Origin of the sequence: Pseudochrobactrum sp. Wa41.01b-1 (assembly GCF_019464455.1) — a bacterium.
Taxonomy (GTDB): domain Bacteria; phylum Pseudomonadota; class Alphaproteobacteria; order Rhizobiales; family Rhizobiaceae; genus Pseudochrobactrum; species Pseudochrobactrum saccharolyticum.
The window spans coordinates 520,445-536,604 of sequence record NZ_CP080493.1 but is presented as its reverse complement, the minus strand read 5'-3'; the positions used below and the strand labels follow the sequence as shown (position 1 = coordinate 536,604).

12 protein-coding genes are annotated in these 16,160 nt (G+C 46.4%); 7 read left to right on the top strand and 5 right to left on the bottom strand.

The genetic code is table 11. The annotated features are described in order from the left end of the window. Positions 1-6 precede the first annotated feature (6 nt). The 3 genes from K1X45_RS02525 to K1X45_RS02515 form a co-directional block, all read right to left on the bottom strand. On the bottom strand, positions 7-1,116 hold the full coding sequence (locus K1X45_RS02525; RefSeq protein ID WP_370627134.1) for a glycosyltransferase: 1,110 nt from the start codon (positions 1,114-1,116) through the stop codon (positions 7-9). Between the two features lie 70 nt (positions 1,117-1,186). Further along, complete coding sequence (locus tag K1X45_RS02520; protein WP_220159731.1) at positions 1,187-2,476, bottom strand: ABC transporter ATP-binding protein; 1,290 nt, start codon at positions 2,474-2,476, stop codon at positions 1,187-1,189. Then, positions 2,466-3,275 (bottom strand): ABC transporter permease, encoded by an 810-nt coding sequence (locus tag K1X45_RS02515; RefSeq protein WP_255560486.1) that lies wholly within the window; start codon positions 3,273-3,275, stop codon positions 2,466-2,468. The genes K1X45_RS02520 and K1X45_RS02515 overlap by 11 nt, the downstream gene beginning before the upstream one ends. A 318-nt stretch (positions 3,276-3,593) precedes the next feature. Between K1X45_RS02515 and tnpA the strand changes: the two genes are divergently transcribed. After that, a complete protein-coding gene (gene tnpA, locus K1X45_RS02510) occupies positions 3,594-4,031 on the top strand; it encodes an IS200/IS605 family transposase (protein ID WP_220159729.1) in 438 nt (145 codons plus the stop codon). Between the two features lie 270 nt (positions 4,032-4,301). On the opposite strand, the gene K1X45_RS02505 is transcribed toward tnpA, so the two are convergent. After that, positions 4,302-5,966 carry a sulfatase-like hydrolase/transferase gene (locus K1X45_RS02505; protein ID WP_220159728.1) on the bottom strand — a complete coding sequence of 555 codons (1,665 nt, stop codon included), beginning with the start codon at positions 5,964-5,966 and terminating at the stop codon, positions 4,302-4,304. A 233-nt stretch (positions 5,967-6,199) separates the two neighbouring features. Here K1X45_RS02505 and K1X45_RS02500 point away from each other — a divergent pair, with 233 nt between their 5' ends. After that, the gene (locus K1X45_RS02500; RefSeq protein ID WP_220159727.1) at positions 6,200-7,120 is read left to right on the top strand and encodes a glycerophosphodiester phosphodiesterase family protein; all 921 of its coding nucleotides are present in this window, start codon (positions 6,200-6,202) and stop codon (positions 7,118-7,120) included. 276 nt (positions 7,121-7,396) lie between these two features. Continuing rightward, positions 7,397-9,394 (top strand): acetoacetate--CoA ligase, encoded by a 1,998-nt coding sequence (locus K1X45_RS02495; protein ID WP_220159726.1) that lies wholly within the window; start codon positions 7,397-7,399, stop codon positions 9,392-9,394. Here the strand turns inward: K1X45_RS02495 and K1X45_RS02490 are convergent. Further along, positions 9,391-10,422, bottom strand: coding sequence for an AraC family transcriptional regulator (locus K1X45_RS02490; protein ID WP_255560485.1), 1,032 nt, complete (start codon positions 10,420-10,422; stop codon positions 9,391-9,393). The genes K1X45_RS02495 and K1X45_RS02490 overlap by 4 nt on opposite strands. Positions 10,423-10,548: 126 nt before the next feature. Between K1X45_RS02490 and K1X45_RS02485 the strand changes: the two genes are divergently transcribed. The 4 genes from K1X45_RS02485 to K1X45_RS02470 are packed head-to-tail and all read left to right on the top strand — an operon-like array spanning position 10,549 to position 16,159. Continuing rightward, a complete protein-coding gene (locus tag K1X45_RS02485; RefSeq protein WP_304650888.1) occupies positions 10,549-11,718 on the top strand; it encodes an isovaleryl-CoA dehydrogenase in 1,170 nt (389 codons plus the stop codon). 7 nt (positions 11,719-11,725) lie between these two features. Continuing rightward, entirely contained in the window at positions 11,726-13,336 is a 1,611-nt protein-coding gene (locus tag K1X45_RS02480; RefSeq protein WP_370627058.1) for a carboxyl transferase domain-containing protein, read from the top strand. Between the two features lie 8 nt (positions 13,337-13,344). After that, the gene (locus tag K1X45_RS02475) at positions 13,345-14,148 is read left to right on the top strand and encodes an enoyl-CoA hydratase/isomerase family protein (protein WP_220159722.1); all 804 of its coding nucleotides are present in this window, start codon (positions 13,345-13,347) and stop codon (positions 14,146-14,148) included. Next, on the top strand, positions 14,141-16,159 hold the full coding sequence (locus tag K1X45_RS02470) for an acetyl/propionyl/methylcrotonyl-CoA carboxylase subunit alpha (protein ID WP_220160361.1): 2,019 nt from the start codon (positions 14,141-14,143) through the stop codon (positions 16,157-16,159). The genes K1X45_RS02475 and K1X45_RS02470 overlap by 8 nt, the downstream gene beginning before the upstream one ends. Position 16,160: the final 1 nt, after the last annotated feature.

Sequence of the window (16,160 nt, the reverse complement as noted above, 5' to 3'; positions counted from 1 at the left end):
AAAACCTCAACTTTGATGCTGTAAAATTTTCTTTAGCAAAAGAAAACTTTCACTATCTTCCCAGAACGATACTTCACTGTCGCCTAAGTAATGTAAAACATTAAGAAAATCATCGATTATATTTGATTTGAATGAATTTTTTTTATCTAGAATTGCTTTATATTTATTCCAAACACGTTTTTCATCATGGTTTTCTTGAGTCCATTTTAAAAGGGAGAAATTAGTTGGGGTGTTAAGAGCTTCATGCCATTGGCTTATAAAGCTCCCCAAAGGAATGTTCTTCATTCCTCTACCGGAAAAGTTCCAAAATGAAGCTTTTTCCGCCAATGCTGGAGTCATAAAGGTTTTAACGCCATCATAACCAACTAAAAGACAGATTTTATTGTATGATGCTGCCTCCAAAATAACTCGTCCCATTCCGGCAATGACAGAATAGTTAGAAAATGTATTACTACTATTATCCACCCACCCTTTATAAGCAATCAAATTACTTTCGGCGTCCAATTCATTGATTTTATCTAATAGTGTGTCTTTTTCTGGGCCATCACCATAGATGTGAAGGATGCTTGTTTTTGTTGTTGTAATGAATGTGATTAAATTTATTAGGCCGACTAACTTTTCGCCATCTATTCTACCGTACCACGCCCAGGGTTTTGTTGTATTTGTTATGGCTGGAATTGGGTGAGGAATTGAAACCGAGTTTGGTAAAATTATAGGATTGCAAGCAGCTGTTGCTTTGGTTAGTAGCATTGTTTCAGGTGAGACGGTAATGACAGTGTTGTCTTGTGGAAGAAAACCTTTGTTTAGTAAAAGGCCAGTTGTAGTTTCAGCCGCGCTGAATAATGAAGCGGGGCCATGTAATGTACCGATGAATCGTATTGCGTTAATATGTGCTACAGCCATACCAATGATTAGTGATGTAAATGGATGTGCGTGAATAACATCTATATCATTTTTTTTAACGAACATAGTAATTTTATTAATTGTTTCTAATAATTGACCTGACGTTGCCCTCATCATGTGAAGATCAAAAATGCACTCTTTAAAGGTATGAGTGGCTAATGGGGTGGAGGCTGAACTTGTTGCCAGGTAGAAGGTATCATTATATTCAGCCAAGCTTAAGACTTGACCGCAGATTTGCGTTTCCAGTCCGCCACCATTGAAATAGTCAGATACAACAAGAATATTAGCCATTCTTACGACTCTCACTGATTTCGGCAGACATATAAGCTATGCCAGTAGATTGAGCTCTATGATCTGCAACTTTTAGAATGAGGACATCACTCCGTTTGTCTACATAGGTCATAGATGTTCTTGAAACGGGTTTAGCAATAGCTATAGATATAAAATAAGTTCCGGGCGCCAGATTTAAGCCAAACTTAAATTCAGTTGTTATTGTTTGACCTTTTTTAATGTCTAAAATATTTTTATCTTTGTATAGCGTACTAGTACCGTAGGCATGCACGCCCTCTACGGTTTTAATGCTTAATCCGACTTGTATTTCACTGATGTCCGCATTGGCATGAAATGAAGATTTTAGTTTTACTATGTCTTCAGGAGCGAATACATCACAAATTACCTCTTCTTCATTCGTAAGGCAAACCTCTGTAATATTCGCTAGAGCTTTTGATGTGGCAGTGTAGTCATTATCCTCATCTATATGATTATTTCGTTTAGTATAATTATCCTCTTGATTACTTTGTGTTAGGCTGTTCATATGTTTTAAGTAGGATTTTTCATCCGAATAAAGCAACGCATGATATTGATCTACAATTTGATTGCTTGGTCCGACACCATGAACGTTACCTTTGTGTAATAATACGGCTCTTTGACAAAATCGTTCGATAGCTGTTGTGGAATGCGTTACAAATAATATGGACGTGCCCTGATCCCTTAGCTCTTCAAAGCGATCATAACATTTACGTTGAAATTTTTCATCGCCTACAGCAAGCGCCTCATCGACAATTAATATATCTGGCGTAACGCAGGCTTGGACAGCGAAAGCTACACGCACGTACATACCACTTGAGTATGTTTTTACGGGCCTATCAAAAAACTCACCTACATTCGCGAAGCTTTCAATTTCGGGCATGCGTTCATTAATTTCATCTATTTCCAATCCTAGTATTTGTGCATTTAGGATTGCATTTTGTCGGCCAGTAAACTCTGGATTAAATCCAGCTCCAAGCTCGAGTAGAGCTGCTATCCGTCCTGAAGTTTTCACTTCACCAAGGGTGGGGCTGAGAGTTCCGCAAATTATTTGTAGAAGGGTAGATTTTCCGCTGCCGTTTTGGCCAACAATGCCAACTGTTTCACCTGGCATCACTTCAAAATTAATGTCATTAAGGGCCCAAAATTCACGATAATATGTTTTTGAGCGCCCTCTTAGCATCTGCAGAAGACGGTCTTGTGGTTGGTTATAAATGTGAAAGCATTTACTAAGGCCGTTGATGGCGATTGCTGGATTAGAGGACATCTGCAAAACCTGATTTTGTTTTTTCGAACCAGCCTAAGCCTAAGCAGGCAACGATAACTGAGGCTAGTGTCACATATAATAATGTAGGCCAATCGGGCGTATTTCCCCACATTAAAATGCTCCTTGCCTCTTCTATGAGGAAGGTGAGAGGATTAAGGTGTAGAATTTTTTGAAATGTTGGCGGTAACGCGGTTATAGGGTAAAAAATCGGAGATAAAAACATGAGTATGGTAGTAAACAAACCTACTATCTGGCTTAAATCTCTTAAATATACACCCAGTGAAGCTAAGAACCATGAGAATCCTAAGGAGAATAAACATAGCGGTATAATAATAATAGGGAAATATATTATTGTATAATTCGGTATTCCGAAAAATAAAATATACGCAATAAGCCAAACAGTAAAGCTAATCACCATATGGAATATAGTTGTTCCTAGTGCGATTATTGGTAGAACTTGTATTGGAAATACTACTTTTTTAACAAAGTTGACATTTGATGTTATTAAAGATGGTGAGCGTGAGATCATTTCGGCGAAAACGTTGTATATGATCAATCCAATAAATAAAATAATGGCAAATTCAACGCGTGATTCGCTTGTCGCGCCCCATTTTGCTTTGAAAATCACGCTGAATACAAATGTATAAACTATGAGCATAATTATTGGATTCAAAAATGACCATAGTAATCCGAGTATTGAGCCTTGATATCTACCGTATATCTCTCGCTTGGTTAGTGGGGGGATTATACGTCTGTTTGTATATATAGAGCGTAATGCTGTAATGTAGATATTTTTCACAGTGTACTTTCGCAGCATTTAAGGATTCGGGTTTTGTCACAATTAACATTAATCGCTACCGAATTTAACTCGGGAGGCCATTATTATTTTCTTAGGATGTATCAATATCCATAGCTCATGGTTCTTTTATGGCGTGAGTATTTTTGATCGTCCCCAAATTGGTTCAGACTTCCGGCTTCCAGCCGGAAATGCGCTTCAGCGCTTGACTTGCCGAGGTTTTTGTCGCCCTGACATGTAAAATAGGGAGCACGATTTCAGGCTATACAGCCCTCTGGCATCGCGTTAAGTGTCCAGCACACGTGATGAGCACTTAACGCGATGCCAGAGTACAGCACAAGCAGCCACACCGTTTTTTACCACCGTTACCATATCGTCTGGATTACCAAATATCGTTTTAAAGTGCTGACTGGCGATCTGAGACTGCGGGTACGCGAGATTGTTGTCCATGTTGCCGAAGAGATGGGTGTCCGCATCCTCAACGGCGTTTTGTCCAGCGACCACGTTCACATGTTTGTGGAAATCCCACCCCACATTGCCGTTTCCGATTTCGTGCGTGCCGTCAAAGGCCGGTCGTCGCGTAAAATACAGCAAGAGTTTCCAGCCATTCGAAAACGCTATTGGGGCTGTAAATTCTGGGGCCGGGGCTCTTTCTCCTCGACTGCCGACAATGTCACAGAGGACATCATTAATCACTACATCGATAACCACGCCGATGCCCATAAAGCCGACAATTATCACAATATCACATTGGATTAAGCCCGCTTGTACCGGCTTTAGCCGGAACCCTGTCAAGGACTTCCAGTCCTCCCTTGAACCTTCCGGCTTCAAGCCGGAAGTGCTTCAGCTGAAAAATAAAATACTCCATAAATAAGCTCGTTAAGTTGAAATATTTTTCTCTACTCTCTGTAAGCACATAATGTTTAACACGCCGTTTCAAGTAAAAAAAGCGGTTAAAAAGTGTATGCTGTTTAAAGCAGGTCATTAGAGCCTGATTACGTTGTTGCTATAATCAGGCTCCACCAATAATTAATGTTTCATAGTTTTATTAAATAAAGCCGCTGAGTAAACCCATGCTGGAATGGATCGACTTAATATTTCATAGTCATCTGGTTTATATGCATCGCAAACATCGTCTGTGTACTTGCCAATAGGTAACTTCATACCATAATATATGCTGGATACAGATGTCGCATAACAGTAGAATGGTTTTTTATTTGTAGATACTTTTAATTTTTTGGCGCGTTCAATATTGGGATCTATAATAAGAACCGGCATATCTCCTCTATCGTGCCTTGATAGGGACTTGTAATTCTCTGTAGCTTTCAGGTATGGTTTGTGATCACCATAAATTAAAAATACAGCGCCCGGCTCGACAGTTTTTACTTTTTTAATAAAGTCAACAATGTCGTTAATGGCGGTATCAATTTTGTTTTGATAGTTTGTAATTCCACCGTCATTGTCCAGCTCCTCGAAAGGCCCATGTGTATAAACTGTAGCTAAATTAATGAAGGCTCGCTCATTATTTAGCTTCAAAATTTCTTGTAGAGTAAAGTTGTATAAGATTGTGTCTCGGGGATACCAATCGCCTGATCTATCTTCTGGGTTCATATCTTCAATGCCGAAGAAGGCTTCAAAGCCTAGTTTAGGTTCAACAGCCTCTCTAAACCAAAATTTTTTGGTGTAATTATGTGCCGAAAATGTACGGATGCCATTGTTTAGTAGGTGGGCGGGTAACGTGGATGTTTCGTTAGTTATGAAATCACGATACTCTTGGTACACCACACCGGATAGTGCTGGATTAACTATTGGAAGTCCAGTTAACATTTCAATGCTGGCATTTGGGGTGCCGCCACCGAATATTGGTGAAATGCCGCGCATCTCTATCCCGCCTAATTCAATAAGTGGTTGAAAAGAATTTTTCAGTAAGTGTTCATCATACCAGCAAGCTTCACAAAGAATGTTGATAAACAGCTTTGGTGCATCGATCGTAATTGCGCTTCGTTTTATGTAGTTTGTGAATTCCTCTGTCTGATTTCTTGTTAGCTTTACGGGGTTTGGGCGAAGGCTGGTTTGTAATAAGTGTATTAGTAATCCATTCTCTAAGGCATTGTATTTCCAGTCCCAACTATAATATTTAATTCCAAAATTCTTTGATTGTTTTATAATTAAAGATGATATTTCACCTGAGCTATATATAGTAAGTGTAATTAATGATAATATTATGATTTTTAATGATGTTTTATTTTTCTTTCTTTTAATTGCTTGCTTTATTAATATTGTTGATATTAATAATAAAGAAATCAAACCTAGTATTAATGCATATGTAGGTATAAATTTCAATGCTAAGCCAATATGATTAATATGGCTGATGTCGCCATAGATGAGAGGTTCATTTGTATTCTCCTCTTTTATATTTGAGGCATGTCTTATAATTGCAGCTAATATTAAAATAAATGAGAAGCACAATAATGGAGAAAATAATAATAGTAGTAATTTAAAAAAAATTAAACATAGAACTGCACTGAAAATTACTGAATTGTAGTTTACGCTCAGTATATCATCATTTTTCCATGAAAATGAAATAGCAATAAATGCAGCAATCGTTAGTAGTGCAAACAAGCTTGTTGGCCAGATCTGCTTCTTTGATGTTGATGAGATATTTTTGAGGGAGAGGATTCGTATGTTTTGCATGACATGTAACTGTCATGAAATTGACATAGATCGGATAGGGCAAAAGGTCTCAATATAATTCTTGAATAAAATTGTATAGTTTATGGTGTCATGCTTTCTAATTTTACTTAATTATAAGCAGTGATAAACTAAAAATATGTTTTATGTAAATTTATACTTGTTTAATTATTAATATGAATGCTACCTTTGTGTTAAGTTATGATGGCTCGAATATACATGAATGGGTAGTAATTATGAGTAAAAAATTTACAATTGCAATTATATCTTTGTTTTTTATTTTAAGTTCACTTAATTATTATGAATTTCGAAAATTTAAAAAAAACAACGACAGATTATTTGCTGAAATGCAAGCAGAGAAAGACGTTTATGCTCAGCAACTTAAGAGTCTGATTTATAAAGCCATTGAAGAAACTGAACGTAGCACCTGGGAATTATGGTCATTTACAAAAGAAGATTCAGCTATACCTAAAAGACTACGCATCGCGCATGGGGGAGGCTCATTTAACGGTCATAATGTCAGTAACTCCATTGATGCACTCAATGCCAATAAATCTAAATATGAATTATTTGAGTTAGATTTAATCTTTACGTCAGATAAACACCTCGTTTGTGCTCATGATTGGGAGTGGTATCCTCAAAAGGTTTTTAGCAAAAAGCTTGATAAAGCACCTAGCTATAAGGAGTTTCTAGAACTTGTAGATGGCAATTATAAATTTAAAAATTGTACTTTGGAGAGCCTGATTGTGTGGCTTGATAATAATCCTCACGCTAAAATTGTAACTGATACCAAAACGGATGGTATTTCAGCTTTATCCTATATCGCAGAGGCATATCCTTATCATATTAATCGCTTTATTCCACAAATTTATAAAACTGCTGAGTATGATGAAGTCGTAAATATGGGCTATAAAGATATTATTTTAACAGTTTATTCTTGGGGTGAAAGTGACGATCGTATCGTTGAATCAACAATAGGCATGAAATTTTTTGCAGTAACTGTACCTAATTATCGAGCCCCATATCTGGCAAAAAAGATGAAGCAGGCTGGTCACCGTGTGTATGCTCATACGATTAACTCACAAGAAACCTTTGATTTACTAAAATATTACGGAGTGGATGAAATCTATACAGACACACTTCCTCCGCAACTTTAAACTTAGAGTCCTCTTTGGGGGGGTATTTAATAGGGAGTAATCTTGGTGCGGGATAGAAAGAGTATTTATTAATAATTTCAATCAAAGGTTTGTGAGGTGAGGGGAATTTAGCTGTATGAATATTTATTGCTTCTATAGTACGGGCGATACCTTAATTACCGATTTTTTGTGATCAAACTTTGTCTAAATAAGACACCTGCCATCATTTGAGAAAGTCCACTCAAGACTTTGTCTTCCTCTCAAAAACAGCGATAATGTGTTGGGGAGGAGAGCCGGATGAATACAGGTGTTAATTCGAACGGAGCTGGTTCCGAGCCTTTATGGCAGCCATCGGCACAAAAGATTGCTGAGGCAAATCTGACCGCTTTTACCGTAAAAGCCCGGAGTATCAGCGGTTTACCTCTTGAGAGCTATCAGCAATTGCATGACTGGTCTGTTGAGCGGACGGAAGTGTTCTGGCCTCTGATTTGGGATGAATGCGGTATTATTGGCCATAAAGGCGCTCGCATTCTGATTAATGCCGACAATATGCTGGCAGCGCGGTTCTTTCCCGATGCGAAACTGAATTTTGCTGAAAACCTGCTGCAAAAAACCGGCAGTGATGATGCTCTGGTATTTCGTGGTGAGGATCGTGTCCGTTCACGCCTGTCCTGCGATCAGTTGCGGGATCTGGTCTCGCAATTACAGCAGTTCATGTTGGCGCAAGGTGTGCAGGCCGGTGACCGCGTGGCGGCCATGCTGCCCAATATGCCGCAAAGCATTGCCGCTATGCTGGCCTGTGCTTCCATAGGTGCTGTCTGGTCGTCCTGTTCGCCTGATTTCGGTGTACAAGGTGTGCTGGATCGTTTTGGGCAAATATTGCCCAAGCTGTTCATCACCTGTGATGGCTATTGGTATAATGGCAAGGCGCAGCCAACCGGTGAAAAATTAGAGCAGATTGTGCCGCAATTGCCGTCCCTGCAAGCGGTGCTGATCGTTGATTATCTGGGCACTGCTGAAGCTGTGTCCCGCGAGATTCAAAATGGTACACCGGTAAAATGCCTGACTTTCGATCAGGCTGTGGAACAATTCGCACCATCAGAATTGCAGTTCAACCAACTCCCTTTTGCCCATCCGTTGTTTATTCTCTTCTCATCGGGCACCACCGGCATACCAAAATGTATTGTCCATTCTGCCGGCAGCACCTTGCTGCAACATGCCAAAGAACATCGGTTGCATGCGGATATTAAACAGGGCGACCGGCTGTTCTATTTCACGACCTGCGGCTGGATGATGTGGAACTGGCTGGCTTCAGGTCTGGCTGCGGGGGCGACCCTGCTGCTCTATGACGGGTCGCCTTTTTATCCCGATGGCAATGTGCTGTTTGACTATGCGCAGGCCGAAAACATGACCCATTTCGGTACTTCCGCTAAATATATTGATGTTTTGCGTAAAAGCGGGCTGGAACCTGCGATCAGCCATCATTTGCCGCATCTGCGTGCTGTGTTTTCTACTGGATCACCACTTTCACCGGAGAATTTCTCCTATATCTATCAGTCTGTTAAGCAGGATATCCACCTTGCTTCCATCTCCGGCGGTACAGATATCGTATCCTGTTTTGTGTTGGGCGTGCCGGTTCTGCCGGTGTGGAGTGGTGAAATTCAGGGGGCAGGTCTTGGCATGGCCGTTGCCGTTTGGGACACGGACGGCACGCCGTTGATGCATGGCAAAGGCGAGCTTGTCTGTACCAAACCTTTTCCTTGTCAGCCGACAGGGTTCTGGAATGATCCGACTGGTGAGAAATATCGCTCGGCCTATTTCGACCGTTTTGCAAATGTTTGGTGTCACGGTGATTTTGCCGAACTCACGCAACATGGCGGCATCATCATCCACGGGCGTTCTGATGCCACGCTCAATCCGGGCGGTGTGCGGATCGGCACCGCTGAGGTTTATAATCAGGTCGAGCAAATGCCGGAAATTGCCGAAGCAATCTGCATCGGCCAGAACTTTGCGGATGATGTGCGGATCGTGTTGTTCGTTCGTCTTGCCGCAGGTGCCAGTCTTGATGATGCCTTGCAGGAACACATCAGGCAACGCATCCGCAAGGGGGCTTCACCGCGTCATGTACCGGCAAAGATTATCGCAATCGCCGATATTCCACGCACGAAATCAGGAAAAATCGCTGAAATCGCGGTACGCGATGTTGTCCACGGTCGCCCAATTAACAACAAGGAAGCACTGGCCAATCCTGAGGCATTAGCTCTTTATGCAAACCTGCCGGAATTACAGGTTTAGCACCCTGTTTGGGACTTTTTTCTGAAAGCACTGGGCGTTTCATTCGTGCGGCTGCGGAATGCACGGGAGAAACTTTTTTCATTGCTGAAACCGGCAAGGAAGGCCACGCGTTTGATCGGATGCGTTGAGCGTGCGAGCAGCTCTTTGGCGCGTTCCGTCTGCACGTGTTCTTTCAGCGCGCGCAAAGATGTTCCTTCCGCACTGAGGTGGCGGTGCAAGCTGCGCACCGACAGGTTGAAAACACTTGCCACATCTTCTGCCGCCGGCAGGCAGTTTTTTGCCATGCGCAACAAGCGCCGTACCTGACTTGTCAGTTGATGCTCACTTTTATAGGGCAGAACAGTGAGCGGCAAAGCGCGTTTGAGCATGCTGTTAATTGCTGCCTCATCCCGTTGCAGCGGGCGTTCTAAAAACACTGCATTGAATTGGATACGCGCGATTGAGGCTGAAAACTTTAGCTTTGGTGAGAACAGCTTGGGATAAATATCGGCATGTTGTGGTTCCGCATAGGGAAACTCAGCGGTTGTCAGCGGTATTCTCTCGTCGATAGCCCAGCAGGCAAAGCCTAAAACATAGCGCAGCAATGTCACGAGGCAGAACTCGCGATAAGCCCCGAGATCCCGCGCCTCAGTGATGCTGATCGTGGCAATGCCATCGGTAATATCGAGATTGAGCAGAACATCATCCGTGAGCAGGCGATGATGGCGCTTCCAGCGATGGAGGGCAATGCCAAGCGTTGCGGCACCAAGGGAGGCGCGGCAAAGCATACCATAGGTGCCCCACGGTAATTTGCGGGAAAACCAGCCCAGAGCCTCATCATCAAGCTCCTGCATTGCCTCCCAGTTCAGGTCTTCAAACTGATCCGGTGTGACGCGTCCGTTCTCATCGGCAAAGCTTTCTGGCGGAATTTGTACCTTTTCCAGAGCGGCGGCAGGATCTGCCCCATATTTTACGTAGGCCTGCAAAATACAACGGACAAAGGCCGCAGGGATGACCGCTGCCGCTTTTCCTGTGTGAGATGAGGCCAAAATTTGATCCGTCATGACCGTAGTTTGTAGCCAAATGGCCGATTTTGCAACCTGTCTGGCCAGTCAGATACCGGCTTATGGTACAACATAGGCAAACTGCAAAACGGTTTGGGAGGACTGTTGTTGATGACACCAAGCCTTGACTTCCTTTTGGGAGAGGAAATCGCCCAGCTGCGGGATAGTGTGCGTGCATTCGCTGAGGCAGAAATTGCACCCCGCGCGGCATATATCGACAGCAGCAATCAATTTCCCGCCGATTTGTGGAAGAAATTCGGGGCGATGGGATTGCTCGGCCTCACCGTACCGGAAGAAGACGGCGGCACCGGCATGGGCTATCTGGCACATATTGTGGCGATGGAAGAGGTTTCGCGTGCCTCCGCCTCTGTCGGCCTGTCTTACAGCGCCCATTCCAATCTTTGCGTCAATCAAATCCGTCGCAACGGCAGCACCGCGCAAAAAGCCAAATATTTGCCAAAGCTGATGTCAGGAGAGCATGTCGGTGCTTTGGCAATGTCCGAGCCGGATGCGGGTTCTGATGTTGTGTCAATGAAATTGCAGGCGCAGAAACAGGCAGACCATTATAGCCTCAACGGCTCGAAAATGTGGATTACCAATGGTGGCGATGCGGATGTGCTGGTTGTTTATGCAAGAACCGGCGCCGGCAAAGGGGCAGAGAGCATAACTGCTTTTCTTGTCGAAAAAGGTATGGCCGGTTTCAGCCACGGCGCGCATCTTGATAAGCTCGGTATGCGCGGCTCCAACACATTCCCGCTATTCTTCGACAATTGCCTTGTGCCTGCGGAAAATGTGCTCGGGGGCGAGGGCAACGGTGTTAAAGTTCTGATGTCCGGGCTTGATTATGAGCGTGTGGTTCTGAGTGGCGGCCCCCTTGGTATCATGGCCGCCTGTATGGATATTACGCTGCCTTATATGCATGAGCGCAAGCAATTCGGTCAGCCAATCGGCGGTTTTCAGCTTATGCAGGGCAAGCTGGCCGATATGTATTCCACATGGCAGGCCGTGCGCGCCTATGTCTATGCCGTTGGCGCGGTCTGCGACCGCAATGGCCATTCCCGAACTATGCGCAAAGATGCGGCAAGCGCCATCCTTTATGCTGCAGAAAAAGCGACATGGATGGCCGGAGAGACAATCCAGACACTCGGCGGTTGCGGCTATACGAATGATTATGCCGCGGCACGGCTGTGGCGCGATGCCAAATTATACGAAATCGGTGCCGGGACTTCAGAAATCCGCCGGATGCTGATCGGGCGGGAATTAATGGCTGAAACCAGATAATCGGGGCATGAATATGAGTGTTCTGAAAACTGCTCTCAATGTGCATGGTGAGGAATTTGCCGCTAATCACGCTGTCATGCGCGCTCTGGTGGGGGAGCTGCGTGGCCGCAGCCAGATTGCCTGTGCCGGAGGCGGGGAGGCTGCATCGGCACGGCACAAGGCGCGGGGCAAATTGTTAGCGCGTGAGCGTATTGATTTGCTGCTTGATGCCGGTGCGGTTTTTCTGGAAATCGGGCAACTTGCCGCCAACGGTCTTTATGACAATGACGCGCCGAGTGCCGGTCTTGTGGCCGGTATCGGCTGCGTTTCAGGCACGCAATGTATGATTATCGCCAATGATGCGACGGTCAAAGGCGGCACCTATTATCCGCTCACGGTCAAAAAACATCTGCGTGCGCAGGAGATTGCCGAGCAGAACTATTTGCCCTGCATCTATCTGGTGGATTCTGGCGGTGCCTATCTACCGAGACAGGATGAGGTATTTGCCGATCGCGAGCATTTCGGCCGGATTTTTTACAATCAGGCGAATATGTCGGCAAAAGGCATTGCGCAGATTGCCGTGGTAATGGGTTCCTGCACGGCGGGCGGGGCTTATGTGCCTGCAATGTCTGATGAAACGATTATCGTGCGCAATCAGGGCACCATCTTTTTAGGCGGGCCGCCACTGGTTAAAGCGGCAACCGGTGAAGTGGTCACAGCAGAAGAACTGGGCGGTGCCGATGTGCATACAAGCCAGTCCGGTGTGGCCGATTATCTTGCGGAAAATGATGCCCATGCACTGGCAATCGCCCGTCGTATTATTGCCAATCTGAATATGACGGCAAGGCCTGATCTGCTCAATGGCGGTGAGGAACCACTCTATCCGCCGGAGGAGCTCTACGGCATTATTCCTGCAAATCCACGCCACCCTTATGATGTCCGCGAGGTGATTGCGCGGCTGGTTGACGGCTCACGGTTCGATGAGTTCAAGACGCGGTATGGTGCGACGCTTGTGACCGGTTTTGCGCAACTCTATGGCGCAACGGTCGGGCTTATTGCCAATAATGGTATTCTGTTCGGTGAATCCGCGCAGAAAGGTGCGCATTTTATTGAGCTTTGCGCGCAGCGGCATATTCCGTTGGTTTTTCTGCAAAATATTGCGGGTTTTATCGTCGGGCGAAAATACGAGAATAACGGCATTGCCAAAGACGGCGCGAAAATGGTGACAGCGGTGGCAACGGCGCAGGTTCCTAAAATCACAATGCTGATCGGCGGCTCTTTTGGTGCCGGCAATTACGGTATGTGTGGCAGAGCCTATTCGCCGCGCTTTCTGTGGACATGGCCGAATAGCCGCATTTCGGTGATGGGCGGAGAACAGGCGGCAAGCGTGCTCGCCCGTGTGCGCCGCGATGCCCTGGAAGCGCGCGGAGAAAGCTGGAGCACTGCGGATGAAGAGGCATTTCAGGCGCCGATCCGCGAGCAATATGAAACGCAGGGCAATCCTTATTATGCCACAGCCCGCCTTTGGGATGACGGCATTATTGACCCAGCCCAAAGCCGCCGCGTTCTCGGCCTGTCGCTGGCCGCAGCGCTGAATGCTCCGGTGAAAGAAACCAAATTCGGTCTTTTCAGAATGTGAGGCAAATCATGTATGAAGCCTTGGAAATTACCCGCGACGACTCTGTGGCAACTATCTGGATGAACCGGCCGCAACGGCATAATGCATTTGACGCGGCGCTCATTGCCGAACTGACACAGGCCTTTACGGAGCTTGGTGCGGATGATGAAACCCGTATTGTAATTTTGGCCGGTCGCGGCAAAAGCTTTTCCGCAGGCGGCGACCTTAACTGGATGAAAGCTGCGGGTGAAGCCGGTTTTGATGCCAATCTTGCCGATGCGGAAAAGCTGGCGCAGATGTTCCGCATTCTTGCTGAGATACCCAAGCCGACAATCGCCCGTGTGCATGGAGCCGCATTGGGCGGTGGCATGGGGCTAGCAGCTGCCTGCGATATTTGTATTGCCTCAACGCAGGCAAGTTTTGCCACATCCGAAGTGCGGCTCGGCATTATTCCGGCGGTTATCAGCCCCTATGTGCTGCGGGCTATCGGTGCACGGCAGGCTTCACGCTATTTTCTGACCGCGGAGCGCATAGATGCTGCAAAAGCCCTGCAAATCGGCCTTGTGCATGAAGTGGCGGAAGCGGAGGCGCTCGATGCTGCAATTCATGATCTGACTTCAGCTCTGCTGAAAGGCGGCCCGCAGGCACAAGCCGCCGCAAAACGGCTGATCCGCAATGTTGCAGGCAAGATTATGGGCGATGCATTGGCGCAGGAAACCGCGCATACTATTGCTGCTCTGCGCATGAATGCGGAAGCCCGTGAAGGCCTGAGTGCTTTTCTCGATAAGCGGGCACCGGCATGGATGAACCGGACAGGATCAGATGATGTTTGACAAAATTCTGATTGCCAATCGCGGCGAAATTGCCTGCCGCATTATCAAGACTGCCCGCCGCATGGGCATCCGCACGGTTGCTGTGTTTTCAGATGCTGATGTGCAGGCGCGTCATGTGCGGCTGGCGGATGAGGCCGTTTATATCGGGGCTGCGCCGCCAAAAGAATCCTATCTCGATGGGGAAAAAATTATCGCTGCGGCGCAAGCCACCGGTGCACAGGTCATTCATCCCGGCTATGGATTTCTCTCGGAGAATGAAGCTTTTTGTCTTGCCTGTGCGCAGGCCGGTCTTGTCTTTATCGGCCCGCCGGTTGAGGCCATCCGCGTTATGGGTTTGAAGTCGCAGGCGAAAAAACTGATGGGCGCTGCGGGCATTCCGCTGATCCCCGGTTATCACGGGGAAGATCAGACCCCTGAAAAGCTACAGCTCGAAGCTAATGCAATCGGCTATCCTGTTCTCATTAAGGCATCGGCAGGCGGTGGCGGCAAAGGCATGCGGCTTGTTGAAAGGTCTGAGGATTTTACGCAGGACCTGCTTGCCTGTCAGCGTGAGGCGCAATCGGCTTTTGGCGACGATCATGTGCTGATCGAGCGCTATATTACCCGTCCGCGCCATATTGAAATTCAGATTTTCGGCGACAATCACGGCAATTATGTCTCGTTGTTTGAGCGGGATTGCTCGGTGCAACGCAGACACCAGAAGATCGTTGAAGAAGCGCCGGCGCCGCATTTTTCCGCACAGCAGCGCCGCATCATGGGCAAGGCCGCCACAGATGCGGCGCGCGCAGTGCATTATAGTGGCGCGGGCACGGTCGAATTTATCGTTGCGCCTGACGGGCAATTTTATTTCATGGAGATGAATACCCGCCTTCAGGTGGAGCATCCGGTCACGGAAATGATAACCGGTCTTGATCTTGTGGAATGGCAGTTGCGCGTCGCGAGTGGTGAGAAACTGCCTGTTACGCAGGAGGATTTGTCCCACTCCGGTCATGCCATAGAAGCGCGTATCTATGCGGAAGATCCGTCAGCCGGATTTTTACCGTCAACGGGCAAGCTCATGCATTTTCATCTGCCCGAAGAGAATGCTCATGTGCGTGTTGATGCAGGTGTTGAAGAGGGAGATGCGATCAGCCGGTTTTATGATCCGATGATCGCTAAGCTGATTGTCTGGGATGAAACACGTGACAAAGCCCTGCGGCGCATGGAACGTGCACTGGCCGATATGCAGATTGCGGGCATTGCCAGCAATATTGAATTTCTGTCGCGTCTCGTGCGTTGCCGTTCCTTTGTGCAGGCTGATCTTGATACGGGACTGATTGAACGAGAAACTGCGGCGCTCTTTCCAGAAGTGCAGGAACCACCTGCTGTAGTGTTTCTGTTAGCGGCACTGGCGCAATTGTTGCAAGAGGCTGATGAGACTCCGCTTACCTCTTTCTTGCAACGGCGCGATGGTTTCCGGCTCAATACGCAGGTCAGGCGTGATCTGACTTTCCGCTATGGCGCGGCACAGCACATTGTCTCTGTGACCTATCTGAGCACAGGATACCGGTTGCAGACAGGCTCAATGGATGTTGTCGCTTCCGGTCGACAAGACAAAGATAAACGCATTACTGCCGAGATCGACGGGCTGCGTAAAACATTCACGGCGGTCAGATCAGGCAATTTCATCCACCTCTTCACGGACGGGCAAAACTGGAAGCCGGAATGGCTTGATCCGCTGGATGTGTCGCCGGAACATACAGCTGTTCATGACGAACTTGTGGCACCCATGCCCGGCAGTATTACGGCTTTGCTGGTGGAAGAGGGGCAGCAGGTTCCAAAAGGCACGCCGCTTCTGATCGTTGAGGCCATGAAAATGGAATTCAAAATAACCGCACCAAGTGCGGGCTATGTGAAAGCCTTCCGCTGTGCTGTCGGCGATCAGGTTAATGAAGGCACAGAGCTGGCTGATTTTGAGCCAGCAGACGGAGAGGCAAAGGAGCAGCTTGCGCTGACCTCACAGGAGGAATGAA

Coding starts and splice junctions, on each gene's coding strand:
- K1X45_RS02505 (WP_220159728.1), bottom strand. CDS start 5,966: ATGCAAAACATACGAATCCTCTCCCTCAAAAATATCTCATCAACATCA.
- K1X45_RS02520 (WP_220159731.1), bottom strand. CDS start 2,476: ATGTCCTCTAATCCAGCAATCGCCATCAACGGCCTTAGTAAATGCTTT.
- K1X45_RS02480 (WP_370627058.1), top strand. CDS start 11,726: ATGAATATGAGTGTTCTGAAAACTGCTCTCAATGTGCATGGTGAGGAA.
- K1X45_RS02470 (WP_220160361.1), top strand. CDS start 14,141: ATGTTTGACAAAATTCTGATTGCCAATCGCGGCGAAATTGCCTGCCGC.
- K1X45_RS02495 (WP_220159726.1), top strand. CDS start 7,397: ATGAATACAGGTGTTAATTCGAACGGAGCTGGTTCCGAGCCTTTATGG.
- K1X45_RS02475 (WP_220159722.1), top strand. CDS start 13,345: ATGTATGAAGCCTTGGAAATTACCCGCGACGACTCTGTGGCAACTATC.
- tnpA (WP_220159729.1), top strand. CDS start 3,594: ATGCCAGAGTACAGCACAAGCAGCCACACCGTTTTTTACCACCGTTAC.
- K1X45_RS02485 (WP_304650888.1), top strand. CDS start 10,549: ATGACACCAAGCCTTGACTTCCTTTTGGGAGAGGAAATCGCCCAGCTG.
- K1X45_RS02500 (WP_220159727.1), top strand. CDS start 6,200: ATGAGTAAAAAATTTACAATTGCAATTATATCTTTGTTTTTTATTTTA.